This is a genomic window from Cellvibrio sp. GW822-FHT04B05 (assembly GCF_058800985.1).
Map to the genome: position 1 here is coordinate 126,190 of NZ_JBXAMU010000002.1, position 23,048 is coordinate 149,237.

The window sequence follows — 23,048 nt, forward strand, 5'->3', positions numbered from 1 at the left end:
GTTAAAATCGCGGCCATTTTAGCAATATATCGCCCCACCCAGGCCATTGATTTGACCCATACAATGACAAATTCCACCCTATCATCTCCTGTCCCGCGCATTCTGGTATTCGATTCCGGCGTCGGCGGGCTGAGCGTCGCCCGCGAAATCCAACAGCGTTTGCCGCTGAATCCGCTGGTATATGCGTCGGATAATGCCTTTTTTCCTTACGGCACCAAAGGTGAGGCGGAATTGATTGCGCGGGTTGATCAAGTAATCAGCGAGCTTTTGCTGCGCTATCCAGCCGATATCCTCGTTATTGCCTGCAATACTGCCAGCACCCTTACCCTGCCCCATTTGCGCAGCAAGTTGAGCTTGCCGATAGTTGGCGTAGTACCAGCCATCAAACCGGCCGCAGTGATGAGCAAGTCCGGTGTTATCGGCCTGCTGGCCACACCCGCTACAGTTGCGCGCCCTTATACGCACGAATTAATCCGCGAATACGCGACTAACTGCCAGGTTATTGCATTGGGCAGCAGCGAACTGGTGCAAACCGCCGAGCAAAAATTGCGCGGAGAAGCGATCGATTTGGATGCAATAGGCAGAATCGCGCGGAAATTAATGCAAGCCGATCAAGCAGAAAAAATGGATGTACTGGTCTTGGCCTGCACCCATTTTCCATTACTGAAAGATGAGCTGGCAAAACACCTGCCGGAACAAATTAGGTTGATCGATTCGGGAACCGCTATCGCGCGGCGGGTGGAGTATTTACTCGCCGATAGTGTAGGGTCAGCAGAAGGTTATATGCCTGACCATATTGCTGTATTTACCAAAGCAACAACGGCGGCAGAACAACTTGCGCCGGCACTAACCGGGTTCGGGATTTATCAGCAGGCCTATTTAAATATTTAAACAATAAAAAAAGCCCCACTGCAAAACAGTGGGGCTTTCTACATCGTATCTAATTGCAGATCATTACAGATCAGTAATCGGTTTGTACTTGGGCACCAGGGTTTTCATCACGCCCCAGGCAAGTAAATAAGCAACCGCACAGACCGCAAACATAATCGCGTAGCCGGTATAAATATTTCCTTGCGCACCGTAGTAGTCAAATAACCAGCCACCGGTTTTGGACAGGAATACACCGCCCATACCGCCAGCCATACCACCAATTCCCACTACAGAACCCACTGCTTTTTTCGGGAACATATCCGATACGGTAGTGAAAATATTCGCTGACCACGCCTGGTGCGCCGACGCGCCTATGCCGATTAAAATTACCGGCACCCAGAAGCCGTAGTGGCCTAATGGCTGGGCCAACAACACTACCAGTGGGAACAAGGCGATAACAAACATCGCACGCATACGACCGTCGTAAGCGTTGTAACCTTTGTTCATAAAGTAAGTCGGGAACCAACCGCCGCCAATACTGCCAATCATGGTCAAGCTGTAGAGCACAGTTAACGGTAACATCAATTGAGTGCCGGTCAATCCGTATTGTTCGCCCAAATATTTCGGCAACCAAAACAGGAAGAACCACCACACGCCGTCGGTCATAAATTTACCGAAGGCAAATGCCCAGGTTTGGCGATATCCCAACAATTTAAACCAGGAAGTTTTAAGTTCGCCCTCAACAGGAGCTGCTGACGCCTCGCCTGGATTGGTGTTGATGTAATCCAGCTCTGATTGACGCAAACGTTTTTGTTTAGTCGGGATTTCGTAATAAATTTGCCACAGCACCATCCACACAAAGCCGATGGCACCAATCACGATAAACGCGGTTTGCCAGCCCCAGTTGACTGCAATCCAGGGCACGGTTAACGGAGCGAGGATCGCACCGACGTTAGCGCCCGAGTTAAAAATGCCGGTCGCAAACGAGCGCTCTTTTTTAGGGAAGTATTCAGCAGTCGCTTTGATAGCGGCAGGAAAGTTACCCGCCTCACCTATCGCCAACACTGCGCGGGAAATCATAAAACCGATAATCGACACCGGAATTGCCGCTATACCGGCAATCGCCAATACATTATTCGTGAGGTGGCCGATAGGCACTGCATAGGCATGCATGATAGCGCCGATGGACCAGATAACAATCGCGACTATGTAACCCAATTTAGTACCGAGCTTGTCGATAACACGACCAGCAAAAAGCATGGAGATGGCGTAAACGAATTGGAATACCGCTGTGATATTGGCGTAGTCGCTGTTAGACCAGCCAAACTCCTGGGAGAGTGCCGGCGCTAAAAGGCTGAGAACTTGACGGTCGAGGTAGTTAACTGTGGTAGCAAAAAACAGGAGGGCACAAATCGTCCACCGGTAGTTACCAATAATTTGCTGGTTCATAGGGTCACTTGTTTATAGTTATGGAATACAAAGGGAATCATAGTCGCACTTTCTTCGCACCACTTTTGGAAGCGTAAAAATAATGCACAGATGACACTCTCACCTGAATTGTATTGACCTTATTTGCCTGATACTTACCTGCCAGATAAGTTTGCCTGTTCGGCTTATTGATCCAGTCCCTTTGGGCCAGCCACTGATGGAGGTGGATGGGAATAACGCGCTGCGTCCAAGCTGTTCTTTATTGTGGGTCGGAAAAGTAACATGTTTCATAAGGCCAAACAAGCCAAAGCCGGGGCTAAATCCTTATGTGACAATGGCTTATAACCAAAATTTATGCAGATGCTCACTCCCTGCACAGAAGGCAACAGCGGCAAGTTTCCTCAACCCTAAACTCCTGTTGTCGATGCAGTCACGATGCCATAATGCCGCACTATTCCCGGCTACTGAAAAATCATCATGATTGATACCTATTTCAATATTGATTCCTATCTCCCTGCCATAACATCCGGCGAGCTGATCATCACCGCCAACAATCGCTTGCGCAATCACATGCTGCGCGCCTATGGCCAACAGCAACAAGGTAAAAACAGTGTCTGGCCAAGCCCGCGCATTTATTCGCTCAGCCAATGGATCGGATTGAATTGGGAACTGTTGCAACGCCGCGCTTACGCGCCTGCTGCGCAGCGGATTATCAACAACCTGCAGCGCCAAACCTTATGGGAAAAAATCATTGGCGAATCATCACTCGCAGCCGCGCTGCTGCAACCGGAACCACTGGCACAAGCGGCCGATAGCGCCCTGCGTAACCTTGAACTCTGGCAATTGACCGAAGAACAAGTGCGTGCTGCGGAGCCTTTGCTGAGCAATCAAAGCAATACCTATTGCTGGCTCACCTGGCTGGGTGAATTCCGTGCGCGTTTAGCGCAGTCAGGATTTATTACCCAGGAAATGGCCAATCAAATTCTGATCGATGCATTTAAAAATGGGCAGATTGCACAAGAGGCGATCATTCATCTCACCGGTTTTGATGACATCCCTCCGCAACACCAGGATGTAATTAACCGCGCCTGCCATGAATTAACCAATATCAAACCGGATAATCCGCAAACACAATTAATCCGCACTGAAACACAAAATAGCGAAGCGGAAATCCGCGTATCTGCCCTCTGGAGTAAACAACAACTGGAGCAGCATCCAACGGCGATGATTGGCATTATCGTGCCTAATCTCGGCCAATGCCGCGATCAGGTCGAGCGCATTTTTGTAGAAGTATTTGAACCACTGGCGGCGTTACCCGATCACCCGCGCTACACACTGCCATTTAACTTTTCTGCCGGTATACCACTCGGCACCACACCAATTATTATGGCTACGCTGGATTTATTAGAGCTGCAAAAATCATCCTGGGATTTGGAAGCGATTTGTAATTTACTCCTCTCCCCGTTTTTTGGTGATGCCGATAAAGAATTGGTTTTGCGCACACACCTGATCCAGACATTACGCAAACTGGGAAAATTTACCATCAGCCTGAGCGATCTGCGTTATCACTGTCAAAAGCTGTCGCGCAAATTAAGCCCCATTCAAAACGAGCATGAAAGCGATGCCAATCTTGCAACACGTTTAGTGCAGCTGGAAAATTATCGTCGCCAGAGTTTCGGCAATCACTCTGCACAATACTGGTGTGACTTTTTCCAACAACATTTGCAGCTGCTTGGCTGGCCGGGTACAAGGCGATTGGATAGCCAGGAGTACCAGCAATTAACGCTCTGGAATCAGGTACTGGAAAACTTTCTCCAGCTCGATGGCACAGGCATTCAATTTGGCTACACAGGCGCGATCCAGCAATTGCGCAACATTGCGGGAAAAACACCGTTCCAGGCACAAACACCGAACTCGCCGATTCAAATTCTCGGCGCATTGGAAGGTGCCGGCTTGCAATTCAGCCATTGCTGGGTGATGGGCTTACATCATCGCCAATGGCCACCCGTACCTGCGCCCAACCCATTACTTCCCGGTAATTTACAACGTACGCAAAAAATGCCGCATGCCAGCGCTGAGCGTGAATTGCAATTTGCGCGCGCACTCACCGATCACTATCGCCAATGCGCTCCAATCGTTGTCTTTAGTTCTGCACACAGTGATGAGGATAGCGAACTTAACCCAAGCGCATTAATTCGCCATTTACCGTTGACATTAATCGATAGTTTGATTGGAACAACAGAAAGTATCAGCGCAGAAAATTACCGCTCAATGGCGGCAACTAATACTCTGGAAATAGTTAACACCGCGCAGGCACCGCAATTAATTATCGGAGAGGAACCGGTTCGCGGCGGAGCTAATATCTTTAAAGAACAAGCCGCCTGCCCGTTTAATGCTTTCGCTCGTTTGCGCTTAGGCGCAACCGGTATTGACGAACCCGTCGCCGGTTTTTCTGCCATCGAACGAGGTAACTTATTACACGACGCACTTGCCATGATTTGGCGCGAACTCAAAGACCAGCATAATTTGCTCGCGTTGGATGAAGCCGCATTAACCGCATTGATCAGCCAAACAGTACAAATTGCGGTGGATTCGCTTAAACAAAAGCGCGGCACCAGTATCGGTGTGTTTTACGCACAACTTGAACAAGAGCGGCTCACACACTTGATTGCGGAGTGGCTTGCACAAGAGAAAACGCGTCCTGCTTTTTCTGTAGTTGCGATAGAACAGGAGGTCATACTCGAATTTGCAGGATTGCCTTTGCGCCTTCGAATAGACCGTATTGATCAGCTGGAAAATGGCGAACTGATTTTGATTGATTACAAAACTGGCCAACCGAAATTACAAAGCTGGTTGGGTGAACGTATGGATGAGCCACAATTACCGCTCTATGCGGTAACTGCCACCAATCACGTTGCCGCAATCACCTTTGCGCAAATTAATGCGAAGGCAATGAAATGGATCGGCACTGGTGAATTAAGCATTCAACATGACGGTATTTTTTCCGGCAAGCAATCGTGGGAACAACAATTACAAGATTGGCAAATGCACTTACACCAACTGGCAGCTGATTTTATCCAGGGCGATGTGCGTGTCGACATAAAAAGTCCTGCCGCTGCGCAATACGCTGAAGACTTACTTCCATTGAATCGCTTGCTGGAAAAAGATGCGCTTGATGCCTTCATTCGTCGCATGCAGGGAGCGGTGTAATCCATGACAATTAATCAAATACAACCAACAACACAACCAATCGATCAACAGGTCCGTATTGATGCACTCGATCCGCAAACTTCTTTTGCCGTTTCCGCACCCGCCGGTTCAGGAAAAACCGGATTGCTCACCCAACGTGTATTAACTCTGCTCGCTTATTGCGACGAACCGGAAGAAGTACTGGCGATTACCTTTACACGCAAAGCTGCTGGCGAAATGCAAGATAGGATTATGCATGCGCTGTGGCAAGCCGCAGATCAACCGGAACCGCAAGATCCCCATGCACAACGCACCTGGCAACTTGCACAGCGTGTATTGCAGCGAGATCGTGAACTGCAATGGAATTTATTGCAAAGCCCGCAACGTTTACGCGTGCAAACCATCGATAGTTTGTGTCGCTCTATCACCAAACAACTACCGCTCGCTAGCGGTATAGGCGCGCAGCCAGACACCTTGGAAGATGCCGACCAAACCTATCGCTTGGCGGTGCGTGAACTATTTAAATTGCTCGAACAGGAGTCGCCACTGCGCGATGAATTAACCCGCTTGTTGCGCCATTTGGATAATAACCTGCAAGCAGTGGAGAATTTATTAATCAGCTTGCTCGCCAAGCGCGAACAATGGCTCGGCGTACTATTACAAGCACGCCATGAAGATGCGCGAGCATATCTTGAACATGTATTACGCGATGTGGTTTGCGAACATCTTGATCAGGTCGAAACAGCATTGCTCATCCACAGCAGTGAGCTATGCAATATTGCTGATCGTGCCGCAACGAATTTACAAGAAAGGGTTGCAGCGGACTTGCAAGAAAAAGGTGAGCACAAAAATCGCATTCACGAATTGCGTGGCATTAGTGTCCTACCCCAAGCTGAACCTGAATCGCTTAATCATTGGCTCGCACTTGTCGATTTATTATTAACCAATAGCGGCACCTGGCGCGCGCGCCTCACCAAAGCGGAAGGCTTTCCAGCGGGCAAAGAAAATGCTGAATTAAAAAATCGTTTTAGCGAACTCATCGCGGCGATTACTGATACAGCACCCGAAGCAGAACAATTATTACAAGAAGTTCGCTCATTACCATCGGCATATTATGCTGACAGCCAATGGCAATTGCTCGACAGCCTCACCAGTATTTTGCCGATCCTTGTTGCCCAATTGACTATCGTCTTCAAGCAACAAAGCGCAACTGACTACACTGCCATTAGCCAAGCTGCACTACTAGCATTAGGTGATGAAGATTCGCCAACAGATTTGGCATTGCAACTGGATTATCGCATTCGCCACATTCTGGTAGACGAATTCCAGGACACTGCCAGCCCACAGCTTGAACTTTTGCGTAAACTCACCAGCGGTTGGCAAGCTGGCGATGGTCGCACATTATTTATCGTGGGCGACGGAATGCAATCCTGCTATGGCTTCCGCAACGCCAATGTGGGTTTATTTTTGGATGCGCGTCAACAAGGTATAGGCTCCGTTGATTTAACGGCGCTGGATTTGCGGGTAAATTTTCGTTCACAGGCCGGTGTAGTCAATTGGGTAAACGATATTTTCCAAAACGCATTTCCACTACAAGACGATATCAGCCGTGGAGCGGTATGTTATTCACCTTCGGTCGCGTTTAAACCAGCCGTTGACGGTGATGCAGTCAGTTTTTACGCATGTATTTATCCATCCGAAATTAAGCATACGGACAACAGAAATAACGATGATATAGAAGAAGAAATTCCATCCCGCCTAAACGCCCAGCAACAAGAAGCGGAAAAAGTCGTCGAACTGGTACAACAAGCGCGCCGCGACAATCCCAATGGCAGCATTGCCATTCTGGTGCGTACGCGCAATCACCTTGCACACATTTTACCGGCATTAACTTCCGCAGGATTACATTACCAAGCCACTGAAATTGATCGCCTCGCCAGCCGTATGGCGATTATGGATTTACTTTCACTCACTCGCGCACTATTAAATCCATCTGATCGCATTGCATGGCTGTCATTACTGCGTGCGCCTTGGTGCGGCCTGGATAATAATGACTTACATAAAATTTCGACCTTCGATCTTGCCGAACAAAATCCGCGTATTAATGACACAGCATTTGCCGTTATCTGGCCACAGTTGCGTTTGCACGATCAGATAAGTAAATTGAGTGAAAATGGAAAAACGATTCTCGCACGTGTTGTACCCATTCTTGAACAAGCCTTACAAGAACGCTATCGCAAACCACTACGTCAATGGGTTGAAGGAATCTGGTTTGCATTGGGCGGCCCTGCAACCTTGCTTGATACTAATGATCAAAACAATATCAATAGCTTTTTCGCACTGCTCGACAAACATCAACAAGGTGGCAGCATTCGCGACTGGCAAATATTTAATAATGCCATTGAGCGATTATTTGCTGCACCGCACGCTGATGCCGATCCAAAACTGCAAGTAATGACCATCCACAAATCCAAAGGGTTGGAATTTGATACCGTTATAATTCCGGGGCTTGACCGCAGTGCCCGCAAAGACGACAAACAATTATTGCTATGGCAAGAACGCATTAGTCACCAAGGTGAAAAACAATTGTTACTCGGCTCACTTGCGGCCACTGGCAAAGAGGAAGACGGCCTCTATACTTTTATGCGTCGCGAAGCGGACAAACAACAGGCTTTTGAAGCAACACGGCTTTTGTATGTTGGCTGCACCCGCGCCATTAAACGTTTGCATTTACTTGCCTGTATCAGAACCAAAGAGGATGAACTTGAAGCACCCGCGAAAGTATCGTTGCTGCACAGCATTTGGCCTTTTGTAAAAGAAAACGTAATACTTGTTAATAGCGGGAATTATTCAAGCCGCAATGAACTATCCAATATCGAAAATACAAAACCCGGTTTACAACATATCTTACGCCTGCCAGCACAGTGGCAAGCACCAACACTTACCGATGTAACTTTACTGAAAGACTATCGCGGCCACGAATTCAGCATGAGTAAGGACGACAACCCACTCAATATTCCCGAAGTAGAAACTACCAATGCCCGCCTCGCCCGCCATACTGGCACGGTGATTCACCGCGCATTACAAGCAATAGTAGAAAACAAACTGGTCACCAATTCTACTTGCATCACACCAGCAGAATTTATTAACCGGCAACAACATTTTTGGAAAATTCAGCTACAACAACTCGGCTGGAGCGGTGAAAACCTGACCCGCGCACAACAAAAAGTCGCAACTACTATCTCCGCCACACTCAGCAGCGAACAAGGCCGCTGGCTGCTCAACAGTGACCACGAACAAAGCGCCTGCGAACTATCGCTGATGCAAAAAGACAAACAAGATGTGCAAGAATCCATCATCGATCGTACCTTCATTGCCGATGGTATCCGTTGGATTGTGGATTATAAAAGCAGCGAACTGGAGGCCGGACAAACCATGGATAAATTTATTGCGCGCGAAACTGAGACTTACAAAGATCAATTGCAGAGATATAAAAACTTATTAAGCTCAATGGAAAGCTTCCCGATAAAGACAGCGCTTTATTTGGTCACTTTTGGGATGTTTATTGAAATAATGTAAAAAAAGCTTAAAAAGCTGTAAATTTTTATACGGTTCAGCAAGCAATATAATTTATTTTTTAATCTGAGCTTAAATTAATTGTCAGGGCACCAGGCCATACATTTTACCAATTTGAGCCGCAACTATGCGATGCACATCGTTTGATGGATGAAAATGGATTTCTGTTTGGAACAATGGCCATTGACCAGCTTGACGAATAAGGTAAACCAGTTCGGCCTCTACCGTTTCTATATCTCTACAGCTTCGTTCAATAGCAGGATTTGTGTGGCACCAGACATCGAGATTTACTGCAGTGAATTTATGACGCCAAGCATAGCCGTAGTATCCACCATCTCCCTTCGCACTCCAACCAAAGCGAAGCCTATTACGAACTGATTGCTTCGTAATGCCAACATAAATTGGATTGTTATCGACACTAGCAACATAAAGTTTCGGTAAATTGGAGGTGGCTAGACCAGAGAACTTATTAGTTCCAAGAGAACACTGGACAGAAAATTTCTCGGCATCAAAAATGAGCTTATATCGACCTACATAAGTAATATCCATTTTTTATCTTATCGCCATGCCAAGCGGCACGTTAAATTCTTCGCCATAAATAAAACCCCAGTGCAATAAACCCCACTGAAAATAGCAAACCAATGATATGTCCTTTCGCAAGGCCAACAGCTATTACTGATGTGGCTTTGTTATCGGGATCTACATATACCTTAACCGTATCTCCGGCCTTCAAAACCGAAGCAGGTTTATTTATGCCATAGCCTATCGTTGTATTGCGGTATTCACGACCGTCGATTTCGTATGTGTACTCCATCCAGCGACTCATCGAGCCATATGGAGTGATGAAGCCGCCCATACCTTCACTGCCATTAATCACTGTACCTTGATGTACCTCCCAGGTTTCAGCGGCGAGGCTGTTGATGATGTTTTTCATGGTAGTCAGCAATAGCAAAGCCGCCGCCAGTATGCACAAGCCAAAAACGAAATTGCGGAAGCGCTTATATTGTTGTTCCATTGGATGTTTCATTTGTTCTCCTGATTCCGGATGCAGCAAGTACAGCAATCTTTCCTGCGGCAACATGCGTGAAGCGAAATATTACATCATTAATTCACTATGTTCACAGCGGTAGAAAATATGATTGTGATGATGTCGCAGTCGCTATTAAAACTGAAGCCCAGAACCTCAGCGTCAAGAATCAAACGATTGGGATTGAGGCAATAACGACAACTAATTCTCCTCTGTCGTTAAACCGTTACGAGTCCACTCAAACTCCATTTGCTTTGCTGTCCGCTCGGCCACAGTAATACCAGCAAGGCGCGCAACAAGATGCAGGCTCATGTCGATACCTGCTGATATTCCTGCCGACGTTACAATCGCGCCCTCATCAACCCAACGCACACCACTGATAACATCCAACGCGGGAAATGCATTTTTCAAATCAACCTGATCCTCCCAATGCGTAGTCACCTTGTGTGTGGTAAGCAAGCCTGCTTTGGCAAGCAGAAAAGCGCCAGTGCAGACGGAAGCAGTAATTTGAGTGGAATTTGCAGTACGACTGATCCAATCATGAACATAAGGCTTTTCCATCTCAGCGGTGACAACACCGCCAGGAATAATCAGTAGATCCAATGCAGGGTGCGTATTCAATTGGAAACCGGGAACAAATTTAAGCCCGGCCCTCGCAGTTACGGGATCGATGCTCAATACTTAAATTTCACAACATCCAAGGCAAGCGACATCCAGGAATATGCCAATAAACGAAACGCATGAATGATGTGAATGTATCACACGGAATTAAGCAATGACCATGTAAAGGCTGGGACAACAAACTGAAGGGAAATACTGGAAGAATTTTAAAGCTCATACCCGATATACCGGGAACGAGCTTTAAAAATTACAGCACTGGAGAAGATCATTGTAGCGGCAATACAAATACGTTGAGCAAACTCGCTTAAATAAACAAAGTACCTATGTAGAACAAACCACCCGAAAGCAGAATGGTAGCGGGCAAAGTAAATACCCAGGCAAGCAGGATGGTTCTAACAGTGCCAAACTGCAAACCGGAACGGTTGGCAACCATGGTGCCTGCAACAGCAGACGATAGTACGTGAGTGGTAGATACCGGCATACCCGTCACACTGGCAACACCAATCGCGGTAGCAGCGGTAATTTGCGCCGACATACCTTGCGAGTAAGTCATGCCGGTTTTACCAATTTTTTCACCCACGGTATAAACGATACGTTTCCACCCCATCATAGTGCCCAAACCTAACGCCAGAGCCACAGCGATAATTACCCAGAAAGGTGCATATTCAGTAGTCGCGGTGAGGTCTTTACGCAGATTGCCGAGATCTTGTTTATCTTTGTTTGAGAGGCCATTCACTTTGGATGCCTTTTTCGCGGTGTCATCAATACACAACAGCAAACGGCGTACATCGCGGCGGTCATCAAGACTCAAATTACCGTAATGATTAATCCCTTTTAATTTACTGTTCAATGCACTGATAACCGGCATTGCATCTTTAGCATTGCATTTGAACTCGCCGGGTGAAATTTCTGTTTGCGCTTTGTCTATCTCCATCAGATCAGAAAGACTCGCTTTATTTTCGCGATAAAGCGTTTGCAAATGCACCGCTGCATCGCGGGTGCGCTCAATTTCATAAGTACTGCTATCAAGATTAAGTACGAACTGCGCCGGTGTAAGACCAATTAACACCAACATAATCAGGCCGATACCTTTTTGGCCATCGTTGGAACCGTGCACAAAACTAACTCCCATTGCTGAAGCAACCAGGGTTACGCGAGTCCAGAATGGTGGATGTTTTTTACCATCGATCTTTTCGCGTTCTTGCGGGGTTTTATGAATTTTGGGACCGGTGAAGATGCGCTTCAGCAGCAGCAGAACCAATGCTGCAACACCGAAGCCCACTAGCGGTGAAATTAAAAGCGAAAGCATGATATCGATGGCTTTTTTAACGTTGACGCCTTCACTGATTGGAATTCCGGTAAGCAGCGCATTGGCAAGGCATACACCTAACAGAGAGCCAATCAAGGTGTGCGAACTGGATGCAGGAATACCGAAATACCAGGTGCCGAGATTCCAAATAATCGCAGCTGCCAAAAGGGAAAACACCAATACCATCCCATGGACGGACGTGATGTTGAGCAGCATATCGACCGGCAACAAATGCACAATCGCATATGCCACACCCAGACCGCCAAGAATCACACCGAGAAAGTTAAAAATGCCCGATGCGATAACCGCCGTGTAAGGAGACATTGCCTTGGTGTAGATCACGGTTGCCACTGCATTGGCAGTATCGTGGAAGCCGTTAATAAACTCGTAGGCCAACACAAATAACAAGGCAAAAAACAGGCTGAGGCCCATGACAAAACTGAGCCCAGTGAACATATCTAACATAAGTAATCCACTTGATTAACGAGAAAAGTGAATGCAACAAACCCGTCCCTGCCATTGCATTGAGCAAACCTGCGAGAACTGGCTAAAGAACCAGCTCAAAGCCGCTGTGGGCCAAATCGAAAGGAGTGCCCTATGGATTAATCCACATGACAATTATATTTCAAACGCAGCAACCAGTAACAGCTAGACAACCTTGGGGTAAATCTGCATGTAGAACAATTATTCAACTATTTTTTCGTTAATCAGGTTTTGGGGCGGTTTTTCAAAAACGATGGCAATAAAAAACCGCCTTTAGGCGGTTTTCTGTCACTACCGGTTATATCAACCAGAATTAGAGACCAATGACGTTTTCAGCTTGCGGACCTTTCTGGCCAGGCTTAACGTCAAATTCTACTTTTTGGCCTTCAGCCAGGGTTTTAAAACCTGAACCAGTGATAGCGCTGTAGTGAACGAACACATCTTGACCAGCTTCGCTAGCAATAAAGCCAAAACCTTTAGATTCGTTAAACCATTTAACAGTACCAGTACTTCTAGCCATATAAACCTCGTTGTCTTTTTATAAATAATTAAATGAATACCCCAAGTGGAGCTTCGCTGGCGGATTCAGGTGTTACTTATGTAGAACAAACCGAGGTGCTAATAGATGACTGCTAGAACAACGAGGTGACTTACCATAAATAATGCTGCGAACAGACCAGCAGACCAAATATATTCCGCCGCCACTGCCATGTAAAGAGCCTATTGGCTAACGAATAAGCGACTTTAGTTATAACGGATGCAGCATGCGGCAATTTGTCACTCCCGTAAACCGGTACAGCTGGATAAGATACAGCCATACAATCTGGCTACTTATTCACCCTCTTTCACTTAACCGGGTCACCGGTTAATCTCCTTCGGGCTGGTTCGTCAGCCCTTTTTTATATTCCACATCTCAAGCAACCGGAAATCACTCAATAACAGTCATCTATCTAGTAAGTGAGAGATATTTTGCCACCTACTTACTTGAGCCCAAATCAACTATTTACCGTCCCTATCAAAGCTGCAACAATCGCTTCATTAAACTATTTATATAAAGCTTCACCCCACCATCCCCATCAGGGATAGCTGTTTCCTTAAGGTGTCTGCCCATGACTCTCAATCAAACTATCGTCAAAACGCAGGATGCCAATTGCGCCCATGATAAAAAAGTGAGCTGCGGCAATTGCAGATTAAACACCATTTGCCTGCCTATCAGCTTGCATATTGATGATATTGATCGGCTCAATCACATCATCCAACGCGGCAAACCCCTGCAAAAAGGCGACTACCTGTATCGCGCCAATGATCCCTTTGATTCGGTTTATGCCATTCGCTCCGGCGCGGTAAAGGCCATAACGTTGAGCGATAGTGGTGAGGAGCAAGTCACCGGATTTTATTTGCCCGGTGAGGTTGTGGGTATGGATGGTATCGCCGATAGCTGCTATACCAATTCGGTAATCGCGCTGGAAACTGCCTCTGTGTGTGAAATTCCATTTAATCGCATGGAAGAATTGAGCTTGCAAATCCCCAATCTGCAACGTCATTTTTTCCAACTGATGAGCCGGGAAATTACGCAGGACCAACAAATTATCACCCTGCTCAGCAAAAGCAGTGCGGAGGAGCGAATCGCTGCGCTGCTACTCAGTATCTCCAGCCGCAATAGCCGCCGCCAATTATCAGCCAATGCCTTCCGCTTACCTATGTCGCGTACGGATATCGGCAATTATTTGGGGCTGACGATTGAAACTGTGAGCCGTATTTTTACCCGTCTGCAAAAACAAGATGTGATTGTGGTAGATAAAAAAGAAATCCTGATTAAAAATATGGATCAGTTACGCAATATCGCCAATGGCGAAACAGGTAACTAGACCAAATGAGTAATGATGAATGACCAACCCTGTCCGATTGGAAAAAACCCTCGCTGCATTCGATGCAGCAAACTTGCAAGATCCCAACACTGAAATCGTTGATGGCAAACCTGTTGCCAAAGAATGGATTTATGCGCAGCGCATGAGCGCGCAACTGCACAAGTTTTGTGATGCCCCTTCTGAAGCCTTGCAATTGGCAACCCGCAGCCAACATATTTGCCGCTGGAAAAGCCCGCGCAGTGATTATCCGATGGATAGGAATGGTTACAAAAAATGGCGGTTAGATCTGGCACAGCTACATGGCGATATCGCTGGTGAAATTATGGCTGAACAAGGTTATGACGAAACCATTATTGCGCGCGTAAAAGATTTACTGCTCAAACGCAGCTTGAAACGCGATGAAGAAGTTCAAACACTGGAAGATGTCGTGTGCCTGGTCTTTATCGAGTTTTATCTCGAAGATTTTGCCACCAAACACGAGGAAGCAAAGCTGATCGATATTATTCAAAAAACCTGGAACAAGATGTCGCCCAAAGGCCATGAAGCAGCGCTAAAGTTGCCGCTCTCTGAAGCCATGCTCGGGCTTGTTGGAAAAGCACTGGATGCTGCGTAAAAAGAGTTCATTGCAAGACCATAACAACTCACTTCTACAAGAAGGAAAATACCGTGTACCTAGCCCTTAAACATATTCATCTCACTTTTGTTTTTTTATCGTTACTCGCCTTTTTTGTGCGTGGACTCTGGCTGTTTATGAATTCCAGTATGCTCACCAAAAAGTGGGTTAAAATACTTCCGCATGTCATTAGTACTATTTTGTTACTCAGCGGCATTGTGCTGGCAGTCCATTTAAGTATGTCGCCTGGCAGTCAACCATGGCTGGTGGCGAAAATCATCGGACTAATTGTTTATATCGGCTTGGGTGTTGCAGCATTCAAAGTGCCTAACCCGACCGCACGTAAATTATTGTGGGTGAGCGCATTAATCATTTTTGTTTATATTGTGAGTGTGGCGATGACAAAGAATCCGGCAGGATTTTTTGGCTGATATTCACAGGCCATCGCAACACTAAATTCCCATAAAAAAAACCGGCATATTAAATGCCGGTTTTTTTATGAGGCTTTTTAACTGGAGGTTAAATCACACCCGCTATTTTTATCGCTGTCAGGAATTCTTTTTCAACGAAAGCACCGAACGCTGCGGTTTATCGGGGCGATCAGCAAAACGCTTGGCTAACTCTTCACGCGCTTTAATCGCTTCTGTTTTTGCATCTTGTACTGGACTGGACTGCCAGGATTTAGGTGCACTACCACCGGATTTTGCCAGGAACTCCAACCCGGAACGCAACAGGCGAGCCTGGTCACCAAAACTCAATCCATCCGGAAACTTGCCGGGAAACACTTCAGAAGGATCTTTGGGATTCCCTTCAATACGAATGTTGAACCCACTAGCGTGAGTCGCCGTGCCTGTAGCCAAATCGGCTGTCCAATCATCAAAATTCATAGATATCACTGATATTTATTAATGGAAGCTGGCATTAAAACATAAAGTAATTGTGTGACAAAATAGCTAAATGCTATGTAGTTACATTTAAATAAGTATCTGTTAATAATTATGCGCGCTTGGTTCCCGCGCTGGCATTCAGCGAAAGTCGACGCTGTTCTTCACGATGTTCAAGCTTTTGTGTACGGCGCAATTGGCGCTCCGGTGGCAAGACCCCTATGTGTGCCTGATTGCGCTGCCTGGCCAATTCAATTTGTTTCTGCCGCTCTGCAAAACGTGTGGTTTGTTCAGGAGTCAGCTTGTCAAAGCAGCGCGGACAACACACGCCCAGCATATATTGCCCGGATTGTTTATCGGCCTCGGTAATCGGATAACGGCAACCGTGGCATTGATCGTAAACACCTTTTTCCAGTTTATGATTTACCGCTACACGGTTATCGAATACAAAACATTCACCGCGCCACAAACTTTCTTGTTCCGGTACTTCTTCCAGATATTTGAGGATGCCGCCTTCCAAATGGTAAACCTCGTCAAAGCCTTGCTCTTTTAAATAAGCAGTGGATTTTTCGCAGCGAATACCGCCGGTGCAAAACATGGCGACTTTTTTATGCTTGGCAGGATCAAGATTTTCTTTGACGTATGCGGGGAACTCGCGGAAGGTTTCCGTTTTGGGATCTATAGCGCGCTCGAATGTACCTATCTCGTATTCATAAGAATTGCGCGTATCAACCACCACCACATCCGGATCACTGATCAGCGCATTCCAATCCCGGGGCTTAACATAAGTACCCACAATTTGTTGCGGATCTATGCCATTGACGCCCATGGTAACGATTTCTTTTTTAAGCTTGACCTTCATCCGATAGAAAGGCTGCTCATCATAAAAGGATTCTTTGTAACTCAAATTAGCGAAGCGGCCATCATCACGCAAAAATGCCACCAGGCTATCGATCCCTTCGCGCGATCCCGAGACAGTTCCATTGATGCCCTCCTCTGCCAACAACAAGGTTCCCTTGATTCCCAAATGGTCACATAGCTCTTTCAAGCGTGGAACCAGGATTTCGTAATCAGGTAATTTGACAAATTTGTACAGGGCAGCAACAACAATTTGGTTCATAAGCATCACTTAAGGGTTTATCAGTAATCAGATTTACGTAGTCAAAAGGTAAGCGAATCGCGCAGGGCGCGCATTATAGGCGTTTAGTTTTTGCACAACCAGCACTTATTGATGGTCGTGTTTGCTACCGCCGAGACATTGGGGGGACGCGGGGAATTGCCCACTTGCTTGCCACTCTTCCGGGCTAAACGTATGTAAGGCCAAGGCATGGACACCCGACTGCAGCTCGGCAGCCAGGCAGGCATATATGGCTTGATGCCGCTGAACTTGTCGCTTACCTGCAAACTGCGCAGACACTAACACCACCTTGAAGTGGGTTTCAGATCCCGGGGCGACCGAATGCATATGGCTTTCGTTAATCACGTCCAAATGGGCAGGTGCGAATTCGGCACCAAGCTTGGTTACAATTCGATTTTCGATAGGGCGGTTTTCAATGGGATGACGACTGTCAACAGGATTCATATGTTCACCAATGGATCTCAACAACGCATGACATCAGGATCATATAGATAGACGATGACTATTTATACACACCCGTTTATGCAAAAAAACTTACCGCATTTTAACGGCAAAGATCTACACTGTGTTGACTTGGAGCAACCAGTTATCATTTAAACCCAAGGATAAGCGATAAACAGACTGAAAGAAGATGTAGCAACTATGAGTGACCACAAGTTTTTCTTTGATCGCCGCAAAGGTAATGATCGCAGGCTTGATCGTGACCCCTGCAAAAACATGCCATTGGACATTTACCACCGCAAACGCCGCAAATCCACTGAGCGCCGCACAGAGGAACGCAGCATTGCCGACGATTATCTGGCCTTTTTAAGTGACGCGGATAGCACAGGCAAAACACAGCATTGATAAACGTCGATGCGGCTTGTAGGGGCGCCGCTTGCTGCGCCCAATAACGAAATAGAGGGGCGCCTCTTGCCGCGCCCAAGAAATAACAAGATAGAGACAATATTTGTCCCACCACGCAAATCAAACAATCAGGGCGTAGCAAGCAGCGCCCCTACGTGGAAAAGAAAGGGAAATCAGGAAAATGCGCCGGCGCTGGCTTTGGCGCGAATCAAGGTTGGTGTGCAACCGGTTTTAGCGTAATAATGAGCGTCAACTGCAGCAGATAATTGCGGGATAACCTCCGCAGGCGCAACTGCTACAACACAGCCACCGAATCCACCACCGGTCATACGCACTCCCGCCTTGCCCTCGCCCGCCGCAGTAAGAATTTCTACCAGGGTATCAATTGCAGGAACGGTGATACTAAAGTCATCGCCCATAGAGATATGCGACTCTTTCATTACCTTGGCCAAGGCCGCCAGATCACTATTTGACAGCGCTTCAGCTGCGTCCAGCGTGCGCTGGTTTTCAGTCAACACATGGCGAGCACGACGGAAACTCAAATCGTCAAGCCGGCTTTTTGCAGCGAGTAACTGCTCTAACCCGACACCACGCAGCGATTGCTGCCCAAAGAAAGCTGCCACTTGCTCACATTGTTGACGACGCTGGTTGTATTCACTGTCCACAAGGCCGCGCTTAACGCCGCTGTGCACAATCAGAATTTCCCAATCTGCTGGCACCGGTACGGCACGGGTAGTTAAATCCTGGCAATCGATCAGCAATGCAGCATGTTCCTGGCCGCGCGCGGAAATAAGCTGATCCATAATGCCGCAGTTGCAGCCGACAAAATGATTTTCTGCCGCCTGTCCCATCAAGGCTGCTTGCGTAGGCTCAACCACTTCACCGCTCAATGAAGTGAGCGCGCGAATCAATGCCATTTCCAATGATGCCGAACTACTCAAGCCCGCGCCTGAGTGCAGATCGCCCGCAATGTATAAATCGCCGCCAACCAGTTTAAAACCTTGCTTGCGCATTTCCTGCACGACACCACGTACGTAGTTGCTCCAGGTTGCAGCAGAATCCTGCTCTTGGGGCATATCTATATCAACGCTGGCAACTTCATTATCGAAGTTATAAGCGACCAGGTGCAGGCTGCGATCAGCGCGCGGCGCAAAAGCGATATAAGTGTGATAGTTAATTGCCGCTGGCAATACAAAACCGCCGTTGTAATCCGTGTGCTCACCAATCAGGTTTACCCGGCCGGGCGCCCTTACTACGGCTGTCGGAACAGTGCCAAAATAGGCTTCAAATAATTCGCTCACACGAGCATCAGAGAGAGTCTTCACGCTCGTATTACCTCAATCGAAAATGGACAGGACTTTGTTGGCGTAAACGCTCGGCGGCCTGTTCAGGCGACAAATCGCGTTGCGGCTCGGCCAACATCTCATAACCAACCATAAATTTACGCACACTGGCGCTGCGCAACAGCGGCGGATAAAAGTGGGCATGCAATTGCCAATACGCGGTGTCATCGGACATAAAAGGTGCGCCGTGCCAACCCATGGAGTACGGGAATGAGCACTCGAACAGGTTGTCGTATCGCGCGGTTATATCGCGCAAAATAGTCGCAAGACTCTGCTGCTGCGCATCAGTGAGTTCTGTAATTCGCGCGACTTGCTGCTTGGGTAACAACAAAGTCTCGTAGGGCCAGGCAGCCCAAAATGGTACGACCACCAACCAATGATCGTTCTCCACTACGACCCGCTCACCAGCGGCAGACTCTTTCTGCGCATAGTCGAGCAACAGTGGAATGGCATGCCGGTTGTGATACAGACGCTGCTGCTCATCCTCTTTACTAACCAATGTGGGCAATTGCGATTGCGCCCAGATTTGCCCATGAGGATGCAGATTGGAACAGCCCATTACGGCGCCCTTGTTCTCGAAGATCTGGACACTCGCGTATTCCTTGCCCAGATTAGCTGCTTCTGCCATCCAGGTGTCGATAACAGCCTTCATTTCTTCATCACTTAACAACGGCAGGCTTTTACTGTGATCGGCAGAAAAGCAGATAACACGACTGGTGCCATGTTCCGCCTGAATTTGGAATAATAAATCACCACCTGCTGGCGCTTCCGGGACTTCCGGCATCAATGCGGCAAAGTCGTTGGTAAAGACGAATGTCGTTTTGTAGGGAGGATTAATCTGACCCCCTGCACGCACATTGCCTGCACATAAGTAGCAGGTCGAATCATGGGCAGGGCTTTCCGGCCATTGATTTTGTTCTTGCTGCCCCTGCCATGGACGCCTGGTACGATGCGGGGAAATTAGTAGCCATTCTCCCAACAGCGGGTTATAGCGGCGATGCGGATGCTCATTGACCGAAAATGATTCTTTCATAGCTTTTACTAGGTAGCTCTTTTTATGTGGACATATAAATATGATAATTATACATCGAAGCTAATTTACCGTAAATATATAGGCTTAGCAATCTACAAATCGTGTTTTATCGCTCTTGTAACAGCCAGAAAAAAAGCCCTGATAGATCAGGGCTTTGTCAAAACATGTTTAACTAAACTTGTTGTTATTACCAAAACCGGTTAAAAGCCACTATTCCCCACACCATCGCAAGCAACACCAGACTGACAAATACCAAAGCAGAGCCAATGTCTTTGGCACGACCGGACAAATCGTGGTGCTCGGAGCCGGTGCGATCTACAACTGCCTCCACTGACGAATTAGCCAATTCCGCCATCAATACCCAAAACACACTGCTAATCAATAAGATCAGCTCTATATGAGTTTGCGCCAACCAAAATGCAGTCGGTATTAACACTACCGCCAGGGCAACTTCCTGCCTGAAAGCCGCTTCATACTTCCAGCTCGCGGCCAACCCTTTCATGGAATATCCAAACGCATCAATCACGCGCCCTAACCCGGTTTTGCCTGGCTTACCCATTCATCATCTCCACGTTTTGTCATTCCACCTTCATTGAGCGTTCACAGAATAGTCACAGAGCGATGCTAATAATAAGCGGACGCTGGCAGGCCTGTTATCGCCAGTTCGATTTCATCTGCAACTTACATACAACGGCGGTGAATCATGAACACATTTCTACAGCGCGTCCACCATTTGGACACCCTTGCATTCTTGTGGGTGCATGTGACAAAACGTTTTCAATATCGTCGTTCGGTAAGATTTATTTCACAAACCGGAGACGGCCCGCTTTATTTACTTGTCGCCCTCTGCTTACTCGCCTTTGAACCGATTGTCGGCCCACACTTTTTTTGGGCGGGAATTATTGCGTACGTATTTGATGTGAGTTTGTATCTATTATTGAAAAACCTCATCAAGCGGGATCGTCCTGCAGCAAAAATAACTACCTATCAAGCCTGGATTACACCATCTGACCAATTCAGTTTTCCTTCCGGTCATACTGCAGCGGCATTTTTGTTTGCCTGTTTGATTTTTAATTTTTATCCATTATTTGCGATTCCCTGTTTTATCTGGGCCAGCGCGATTGGCATGAGCCGCGTATTGCTCGGTGTGCACTACCCGACTGATCTGGTAGCAGGGGCACTGCTCGGAAGCGCCTGCGCATTCTGGGGAATCTACTTACATTCTTTGATTATTTCGCTGCATTAACGCGTGAATTTTTTCTGAATTATTTTCTTCATCAACTGGGCAAAACTGCATGAAAATATTGTACGGAGTTCAAGGTACGGGCAATGGCCACACAACGCGCGCGCGCATTATGGCAAAAGCATTTGCCGATGTTGGTGCACAAGTCGATTGGGTTTTTTCCGGACGTGAACGCGAAAAATTTTTTGATATGGAAGCGTTTGGTGATTTCCAAACCTATCGCGGTCTCACCTTTGCCACACAAAGTGGAAAAGTGTTATACGTAAAAACGGCGCTAACCTCCAATGTGGTCCAACTGTATAAAGACATCAAAAAAGTCAATGTCGAAGGTTACGATTTTATTATTAACGACTTTGAACCCGTCTCTGCCTGGGCAGCAAAACGCGCCGGGAAAAAAGTAATCGGCATATCGCACCAAAATGCTTTTTACTACGATATCCCGAAAGAGGACAGCAATATTGCTGTAGATTGGTTTATGCGCAATTTTGCTCCCGTTACCCAACCCATCGGATTGCATTGGCATCACTTTAACCAGCCAATTTTACCGCCCCTGGTAGAAACCTCGCACTACACCAACATCTCCACACCCAAGCATTATTTGGTTTATCTGCCATTTGCAGGATTGGACGATATAGTGCCGCAATTGCGCGCATTTCCGGATTACGACTTTTTTGTTTACCAACCTGTACCGGAAGCTTACGACGAAGGCCATATACATATCCGTCCTTTTTCACGCGAAGGTTTTCAAGTGGATTTACATCGCTGTGAAGGGGTTATTTGCAGTGCAGGTTTTGAATTGCCGAGTGAGGCAATTCACCTTGGTAAAAAAATATTGGTGCAGCCAGTTGCAGGACAAATGGAACAAAAATCCAATGCCCTGGCGCTGGAGAAGTTAGGCTACGGTTTTACCGCAAAAAAATTCGACGTTGAAACCTTGAAACAATGGTTACCGTTAAAACCACCCACGCATCCACGCCACTTTCCCGATGTCGCCAAAGCGTTAGTTAACTGGCTTATGCAAGGTGGTGGCGAAAATATTGGCGAACTGCAACAGCAGCTTTGGCAAGAAACGATTGAACAAGAGATCGCCACCAAAAGTTCTCCGTTACGCGGTCTGGTGACCTAGCAGTAAAAAATTATCAGGGAAGATTAAAAAGCGATTAATCAAAGGATACTTTTTGCCGCGCTGACTTAATCGAACCGCGCTGTGTTTTTGAATCCATACGACGCTGTTTGGATGAGTAGGTAGGTTTGGTTGCACGGCGTGCTTTTTCAATTTTAATCGCGCCGAGAATAACTTCTTGCAGCCGTGCCAGAGCGTCTTCACGATTTTGCTCTTGTGTACGAAAACGTTGGGCTTTGATCACCAGCACACCATCATTGGTGATGCGGCTATCGCCCAGCGCCAAAAGGCGCTCCTTGCAAAATTCATTCAACGACGAATTAGGGATATCAAAACGCAAATGTATCGCACTCGACACCTTGTTGACATTTTGCCCGCCGGCGCCTTGCGCACGCATAGCGTTGCACTCAATTTCGCTCAGGGGAATAGTGATCGCCGAATTGATGCGCAACAT

At 47.1% G+C, this 23,048-nt stretch carries 22 protein-coding genes; 9 read left to right on the forward strand and 13 right to left on the reverse strand.

The features are described 5' to 3' along the window. Positions 1–63: 63 nt before the first annotated feature. Positions 64–891 (forward strand): glutamate racemase, encoded by an 828-nt coding sequence (gene murI / locus AC1RJL_RS06140; RefSeq protein WP_492911977.1) that lies wholly within the window; start codon positions 64–66, stop codon positions 889–891. Positions 892–954: 63 nt separating this feature from the next. Here the strand turns inward: murI and AC1RJL_RS06145 are convergent, their stop codons facing one another. Next, a complete protein-coding gene (locus tag AC1RJL_RS06145; protein WP_492911979.1) occupies positions 955–2,319 on the reverse strand; it encodes an MFS transporter in 1,365 nt (454 codons plus the stop codon). A 456-nt stretch (positions 2,320–2,775) separates the two neighbouring features. Between AC1RJL_RS06145 and AC1RJL_RS06150 the strand changes: the two genes are divergently transcribed. Continuing rightward, entirely contained in the window at positions 2,776–5,508 is a 2,733-nt protein-coding gene (locus tag AC1RJL_RS06150; protein ID WP_492911981.1) for a PD-(D/E)XK nuclease family protein, read from the forward strand. A gap of 3 nt (positions 5,509–5,511) precedes the next feature. After that, on the forward strand, positions 5,512–9,066 hold the full coding sequence (locus AC1RJL_RS06155) for a UvrD-helicase domain-containing protein (RefSeq protein ID WP_492911983.1): 3,555 nt from the start codon (positions 5,512–5,514) through the stop codon (positions 9,064–9,066). Positions 9,067–9,147: 81 nt separating this feature from the next. On the opposite strand, the gene AC1RJL_RS06160 is transcribed toward AC1RJL_RS06155, so the two are convergent. The 5 genes from AC1RJL_RS06160 to AC1RJL_RS06180 form a co-directional block, all read right to left on the reverse strand. Then, complete coding sequence (locus AC1RJL_RS06160; protein WP_492911985.1) at positions 9,148–9,612, reverse strand: hypothetical protein; 465 nt, start codon at positions 9,610–9,612, stop codon at positions 9,148–9,150. A 31-nt stretch (positions 9,613–9,643) separates the two neighbouring features. Next, on the reverse strand, positions 9,644–10,090 hold the full coding sequence (locus AC1RJL_RS06165) for a DUF3592 domain-containing protein (protein ID WP_492911987.1): 447 nt from the start codon (positions 10,088–10,090) through the stop codon (positions 9,644–9,646). A 201-nt stretch (positions 10,091–10,291) separates the two neighbouring features. After that, positions 10,292–10,768, reverse strand: a complete 477-nt coding sequence (locus AC1RJL_RS06170; RefSeq protein WP_492911989.1) for a DJ-1/PfpI family protein — start codon at positions 10,766–10,768, stop codon at positions 10,292–10,294. 247 nt (positions 10,769–11,015) lie between these two features. Further along, complete coding sequence (locus AC1RJL_RS06175) at positions 11,016–12,485, reverse strand: inorganic phosphate transporter (protein ID WP_492911991.1); 1,470 nt, start codon at positions 12,483–12,485, stop codon at positions 11,016–11,018. 331 nt (positions 12,486–12,816) lie between these two features. Beyond that, positions 12,817–13,023 carry a cold-shock protein gene (locus AC1RJL_RS06180; protein ID WP_039913407.1) on the reverse strand — a complete coding sequence of 69 codons (207 nt, stop codon included), beginning with the start codon at positions 13,021–13,023 and terminating at the stop codon, positions 12,817–12,819. A 589-nt stretch (positions 13,024–13,612) separates the two neighbouring features. Between AC1RJL_RS06180 and fnr the strand changes: the two genes are divergently transcribed. Genes fnr through AC1RJL_RS06195 form a run of 3 tightly spaced genes read left to right on the forward strand, consistent with a single transcriptional unit; the run spans position 13,613 to position 15,415 of the window. Further along, entirely contained in the window at positions 13,613–14,371 is a 759-nt protein-coding gene (gene fnr / locus AC1RJL_RS06185) for a fumarate/nitrate reduction transcriptional regulator Fnr (RefSeq protein ID WP_492911993.1), read from the forward strand. 19 nt (positions 14,372–14,390) lie between these two features. Next, positions 14,391–14,984: a DUF4202 domain-containing protein gene (locus AC1RJL_RS06190; RefSeq protein ID WP_492911995.1), complete on the forward strand. Its 594-nt coding sequence runs from the start codon at positions 14,391–14,393 to the stop codon at positions 14,982–14,984. Positions 14,985–15,037: 53 nt separating this feature from the next. Beyond that, on the forward strand, positions 15,038–15,415 hold the full coding sequence (locus AC1RJL_RS06195; protein ID WP_492911997.1) for a SirB2 family protein: 378 nt from the start codon (positions 15,038–15,040) through the stop codon (positions 15,413–15,415). Between the two features lie 117 nt (positions 15,416–15,532). Here AC1RJL_RS06195 and AC1RJL_RS06200 read toward each other — a convergent pair whose 3' ends face one another. The 3 genes from AC1RJL_RS06200 to AC1RJL_RS06210 all read right to left on the reverse strand — a co-directional run bounded on the left by AC1RJL_RS06200 (position 15,533) and on the right by AC1RJL_RS06210 (position 17,450). Beyond that, positions 15,533–15,871 carry a hypothetical protein gene (locus AC1RJL_RS06200; protein WP_492911999.1) on the reverse strand — a complete coding sequence of 113 codons (339 nt, stop codon included), beginning with the start codon at positions 15,869–15,871 and terminating at the stop codon, positions 15,533–15,535. Between the two features lie 109 nt (positions 15,872–15,980). After that, entirely contained in the window at positions 15,981–16,988 is a 1,008-nt protein-coding gene (gene trhO, locus AC1RJL_RS06205) for an oxygen-dependent tRNA uridine(34) hydroxylase TrhO (RefSeq protein ID WP_492912001.1), read from the reverse strand. 105 nt (positions 16,989–17,093) lie between these two features. Then, positions 17,094–17,450 (reverse strand): BolA family protein, encoded by a 357-nt coding sequence (locus AC1RJL_RS06210; RefSeq protein WP_492912003.1) that lies wholly within the window; start codon positions 17,448–17,450, stop codon positions 17,094–17,096. A gap of 198 nt (positions 17,451–17,648) precedes the next feature. Between AC1RJL_RS06210 and AC1RJL_RS06215 the strand changes: the two genes are divergently transcribed. Then, positions 17,649–17,852, forward strand: a complete 204-nt coding sequence (locus AC1RJL_RS06215) for a hypothetical protein (RefSeq protein WP_492912005.1) — start codon at positions 17,649–17,651, stop codon at positions 17,850–17,852. 173 nt (positions 17,853–18,025) lie between these two features. Here the strand turns inward: AC1RJL_RS06215 and galK are convergent, their stop codons facing one another. From galK to AC1RJL_RS06230, 3 genes are all read right to left on the reverse strand, one after another. After that, the gene (gene galK, locus AC1RJL_RS06220) at positions 18,026–19,177 is read right to left on the reverse strand and encodes a galactokinase (protein ID WP_492912007.1); all 1,152 of its coding nucleotides are present in this window, start codon (positions 19,175–19,177) and stop codon (positions 18,026–18,028) included. Between the two features lie 7 nt (positions 19,178–19,184). Next, positions 19,185–20,228 (reverse strand): UDP-glucose--hexose-1-phosphate uridylyltransferase, encoded by a 1,044-nt coding sequence (locus AC1RJL_RS06225; protein WP_492912009.1) that lies wholly within the window; start codon positions 20,226–20,228, stop codon positions 19,185–19,187. Between the two features lie 187 nt (positions 20,229–20,415). After that, complete coding sequence (locus AC1RJL_RS06230) at positions 20,416–20,787, reverse strand: diacylglycerol kinase (RefSeq protein ID WP_492912011.1); 372 nt, start codon at positions 20,785–20,787, stop codon at positions 20,416–20,418. A 144-nt stretch (positions 20,788–20,931) separates the two neighbouring features. Between AC1RJL_RS06230 and AC1RJL_RS06235 the strand changes: the two genes are divergently transcribed. After that, a complete protein-coding gene (locus AC1RJL_RS06235; RefSeq protein ID WP_492912013.1) occupies positions 20,932–21,474 on the forward strand; it encodes a phosphatase PAP2 family protein in 543 nt (180 codons plus the stop codon). 49 nt (positions 21,475–21,523) lie between these two features. After that, positions 21,524–22,597 (forward strand): MJ1255/VC2487 family glycosyltransferase, encoded by a 1,074-nt coding sequence (locus AC1RJL_RS06240; RefSeq protein WP_492912015.1) that lies wholly within the window; start codon positions 21,524–21,526, stop codon positions 22,595–22,597. Positions 22,598–22,631: 34 nt separating this feature from the next. Here the strand turns inward: AC1RJL_RS06240 and arfB are convergent, their stop codons facing one another. After that, the gene (gene arfB, locus AC1RJL_RS06245; RefSeq protein WP_492912017.1) at positions 22,632–23,048 is read right to left on the reverse strand and encodes an alternative ribosome rescue aminoacyl-tRNA hydrolase ArfB; all 417 of its coding nucleotides are present in this window, start codon (positions 23,046–23,048) and stop codon (positions 22,632–22,634) included.

What these genes read in the sequence shown, in the direction of transcription:
- AC1RJL_RS06175 (WP_492911991.1), bottom strand. Translation starts at nt 12,485, where the DNA reads ATGTTAGATATGTTCACTGGGCTCAGTTTTGTCATGGGCCTCAGCCTG.
- AC1RJL_RS06145 (WP_492911979.1), bottom strand. Translation starts at nt 2,319, where the DNA reads ATGAACCAGCAAATTATTGGTAACTACCGGTGGACGATTTGTGCCCTC.
- AC1RJL_RS06160 (WP_492911985.1), bottom strand. Translation starts at nt 9,612, where the DNA reads ATGGATATTACTTATGTAGGTCGATATAAGCTCATTTTTGATGCCGAG.
- AC1RJL_RS06240 (WP_492912015.1), top strand. Translation starts at nt 21,524, where the DNA reads ATGAAAATATTGTACGGAGTTCAAGGTACGGGCAATGGCCACACAACG.
- AC1RJL_RS06225 (WP_492912009.1), bottom strand. Translation starts at nt 20,228, where the DNA reads ATGAAAGAATCATTTTCGGTCAATGAGCATCCGCATCGCCGCTATAAC.
- murI (WP_492911977.1), top strand. Translation starts at nt 64, where the DNA reads ATGACAAATTCCACCCTATCATCTCCTGTCCCGCGCATTCTGGTATTC.
- AC1RJL_RS06155 (WP_492911983.1), top strand. Translation starts at nt 5,512, where the DNA reads ATGACAATTAATCAAATACAACCAACAACACAACCAATCGATCAACAG.
- AC1RJL_RS06150 (WP_492911981.1), top strand. Translation starts at nt 2,776, where the DNA reads ATGATTGATACCTATTTCAATATTGATTCCTATCTCCCTGCCATAACA.
- fnr (WP_492911993.1), top strand. Translation starts at nt 13,613, where the DNA reads ATGACTCTCAATCAAACTATCGTCAAAACGCAGGATGCCAATTGCGCC.
- AC1RJL_RS06210 (WP_492912003.1), bottom strand. Translation starts at nt 17,450, where the DNA reads ATGAATCCTGTTGACAGTCGTCATCCCATTGAAAACCGCCCTATCGAA.
- AC1RJL_RS06235 (WP_492912013.1), top strand. Translation starts at nt 20,932, where the DNA reads ATGAACACATTTCTACAGCGCGTCCACCATTTGGACACCCTTGCATTC.
- AC1RJL_RS06180 (WP_039913407.1), bottom strand. Translation starts at nt 13,023, where the DNA reads ATGGCTAGAAGTACTGGTACTGTTAAATGGTTTAACGAATCTAAAGGT.
- AC1RJL_RS06230 (WP_492912011.1), bottom strand. Translation starts at nt 20,787, where the DNA reads ATGGGTAAGCCAGGCAAAACCGGGTTAGGGCGCGTGATTGATGCGTTT.
- AC1RJL_RS06165 (WP_492911987.1), bottom strand. Translation starts at nt 10,090, where the DNA reads ATGAAACATCCAATGGAACAACAATATAAGCGCTTCCGCAATTTCGTT.
- AC1RJL_RS06190 (WP_492911995.1), top strand. Translation starts at nt 14,391, where the DNA reads ATGACCAACCCTGTCCGATTGGAAAAAACCCTCGCTGCATTCGATGCA.
- AC1RJL_RS06215 (WP_492912005.1), top strand. Translation starts at nt 17,649, where the DNA reads ATGAGTGACCACAAGTTTTTCTTTGATCGCCGCAAAGGTAATGATCGC.
- trhO (WP_492912001.1), bottom strand. Translation starts at nt 16,988, where the DNA reads ATGAACCAAATTGTTGTTGCTGCCCTGTACAAATTTGTCAAATTACCT.
- arfB (WP_492912017.1), bottom strand. Translation starts at nt 23,048, where the DNA reads ATGTTGCGCATCAATTCGGCGATCACTATTCCCCTGAGCGAAATTGAG.
- AC1RJL_RS06200 (WP_492911999.1), bottom strand. Translation starts at nt 15,871, where the DNA reads ATGAATTTTGATGATTGGACAGCCGATTTGGCTACAGGCACGGCGACT.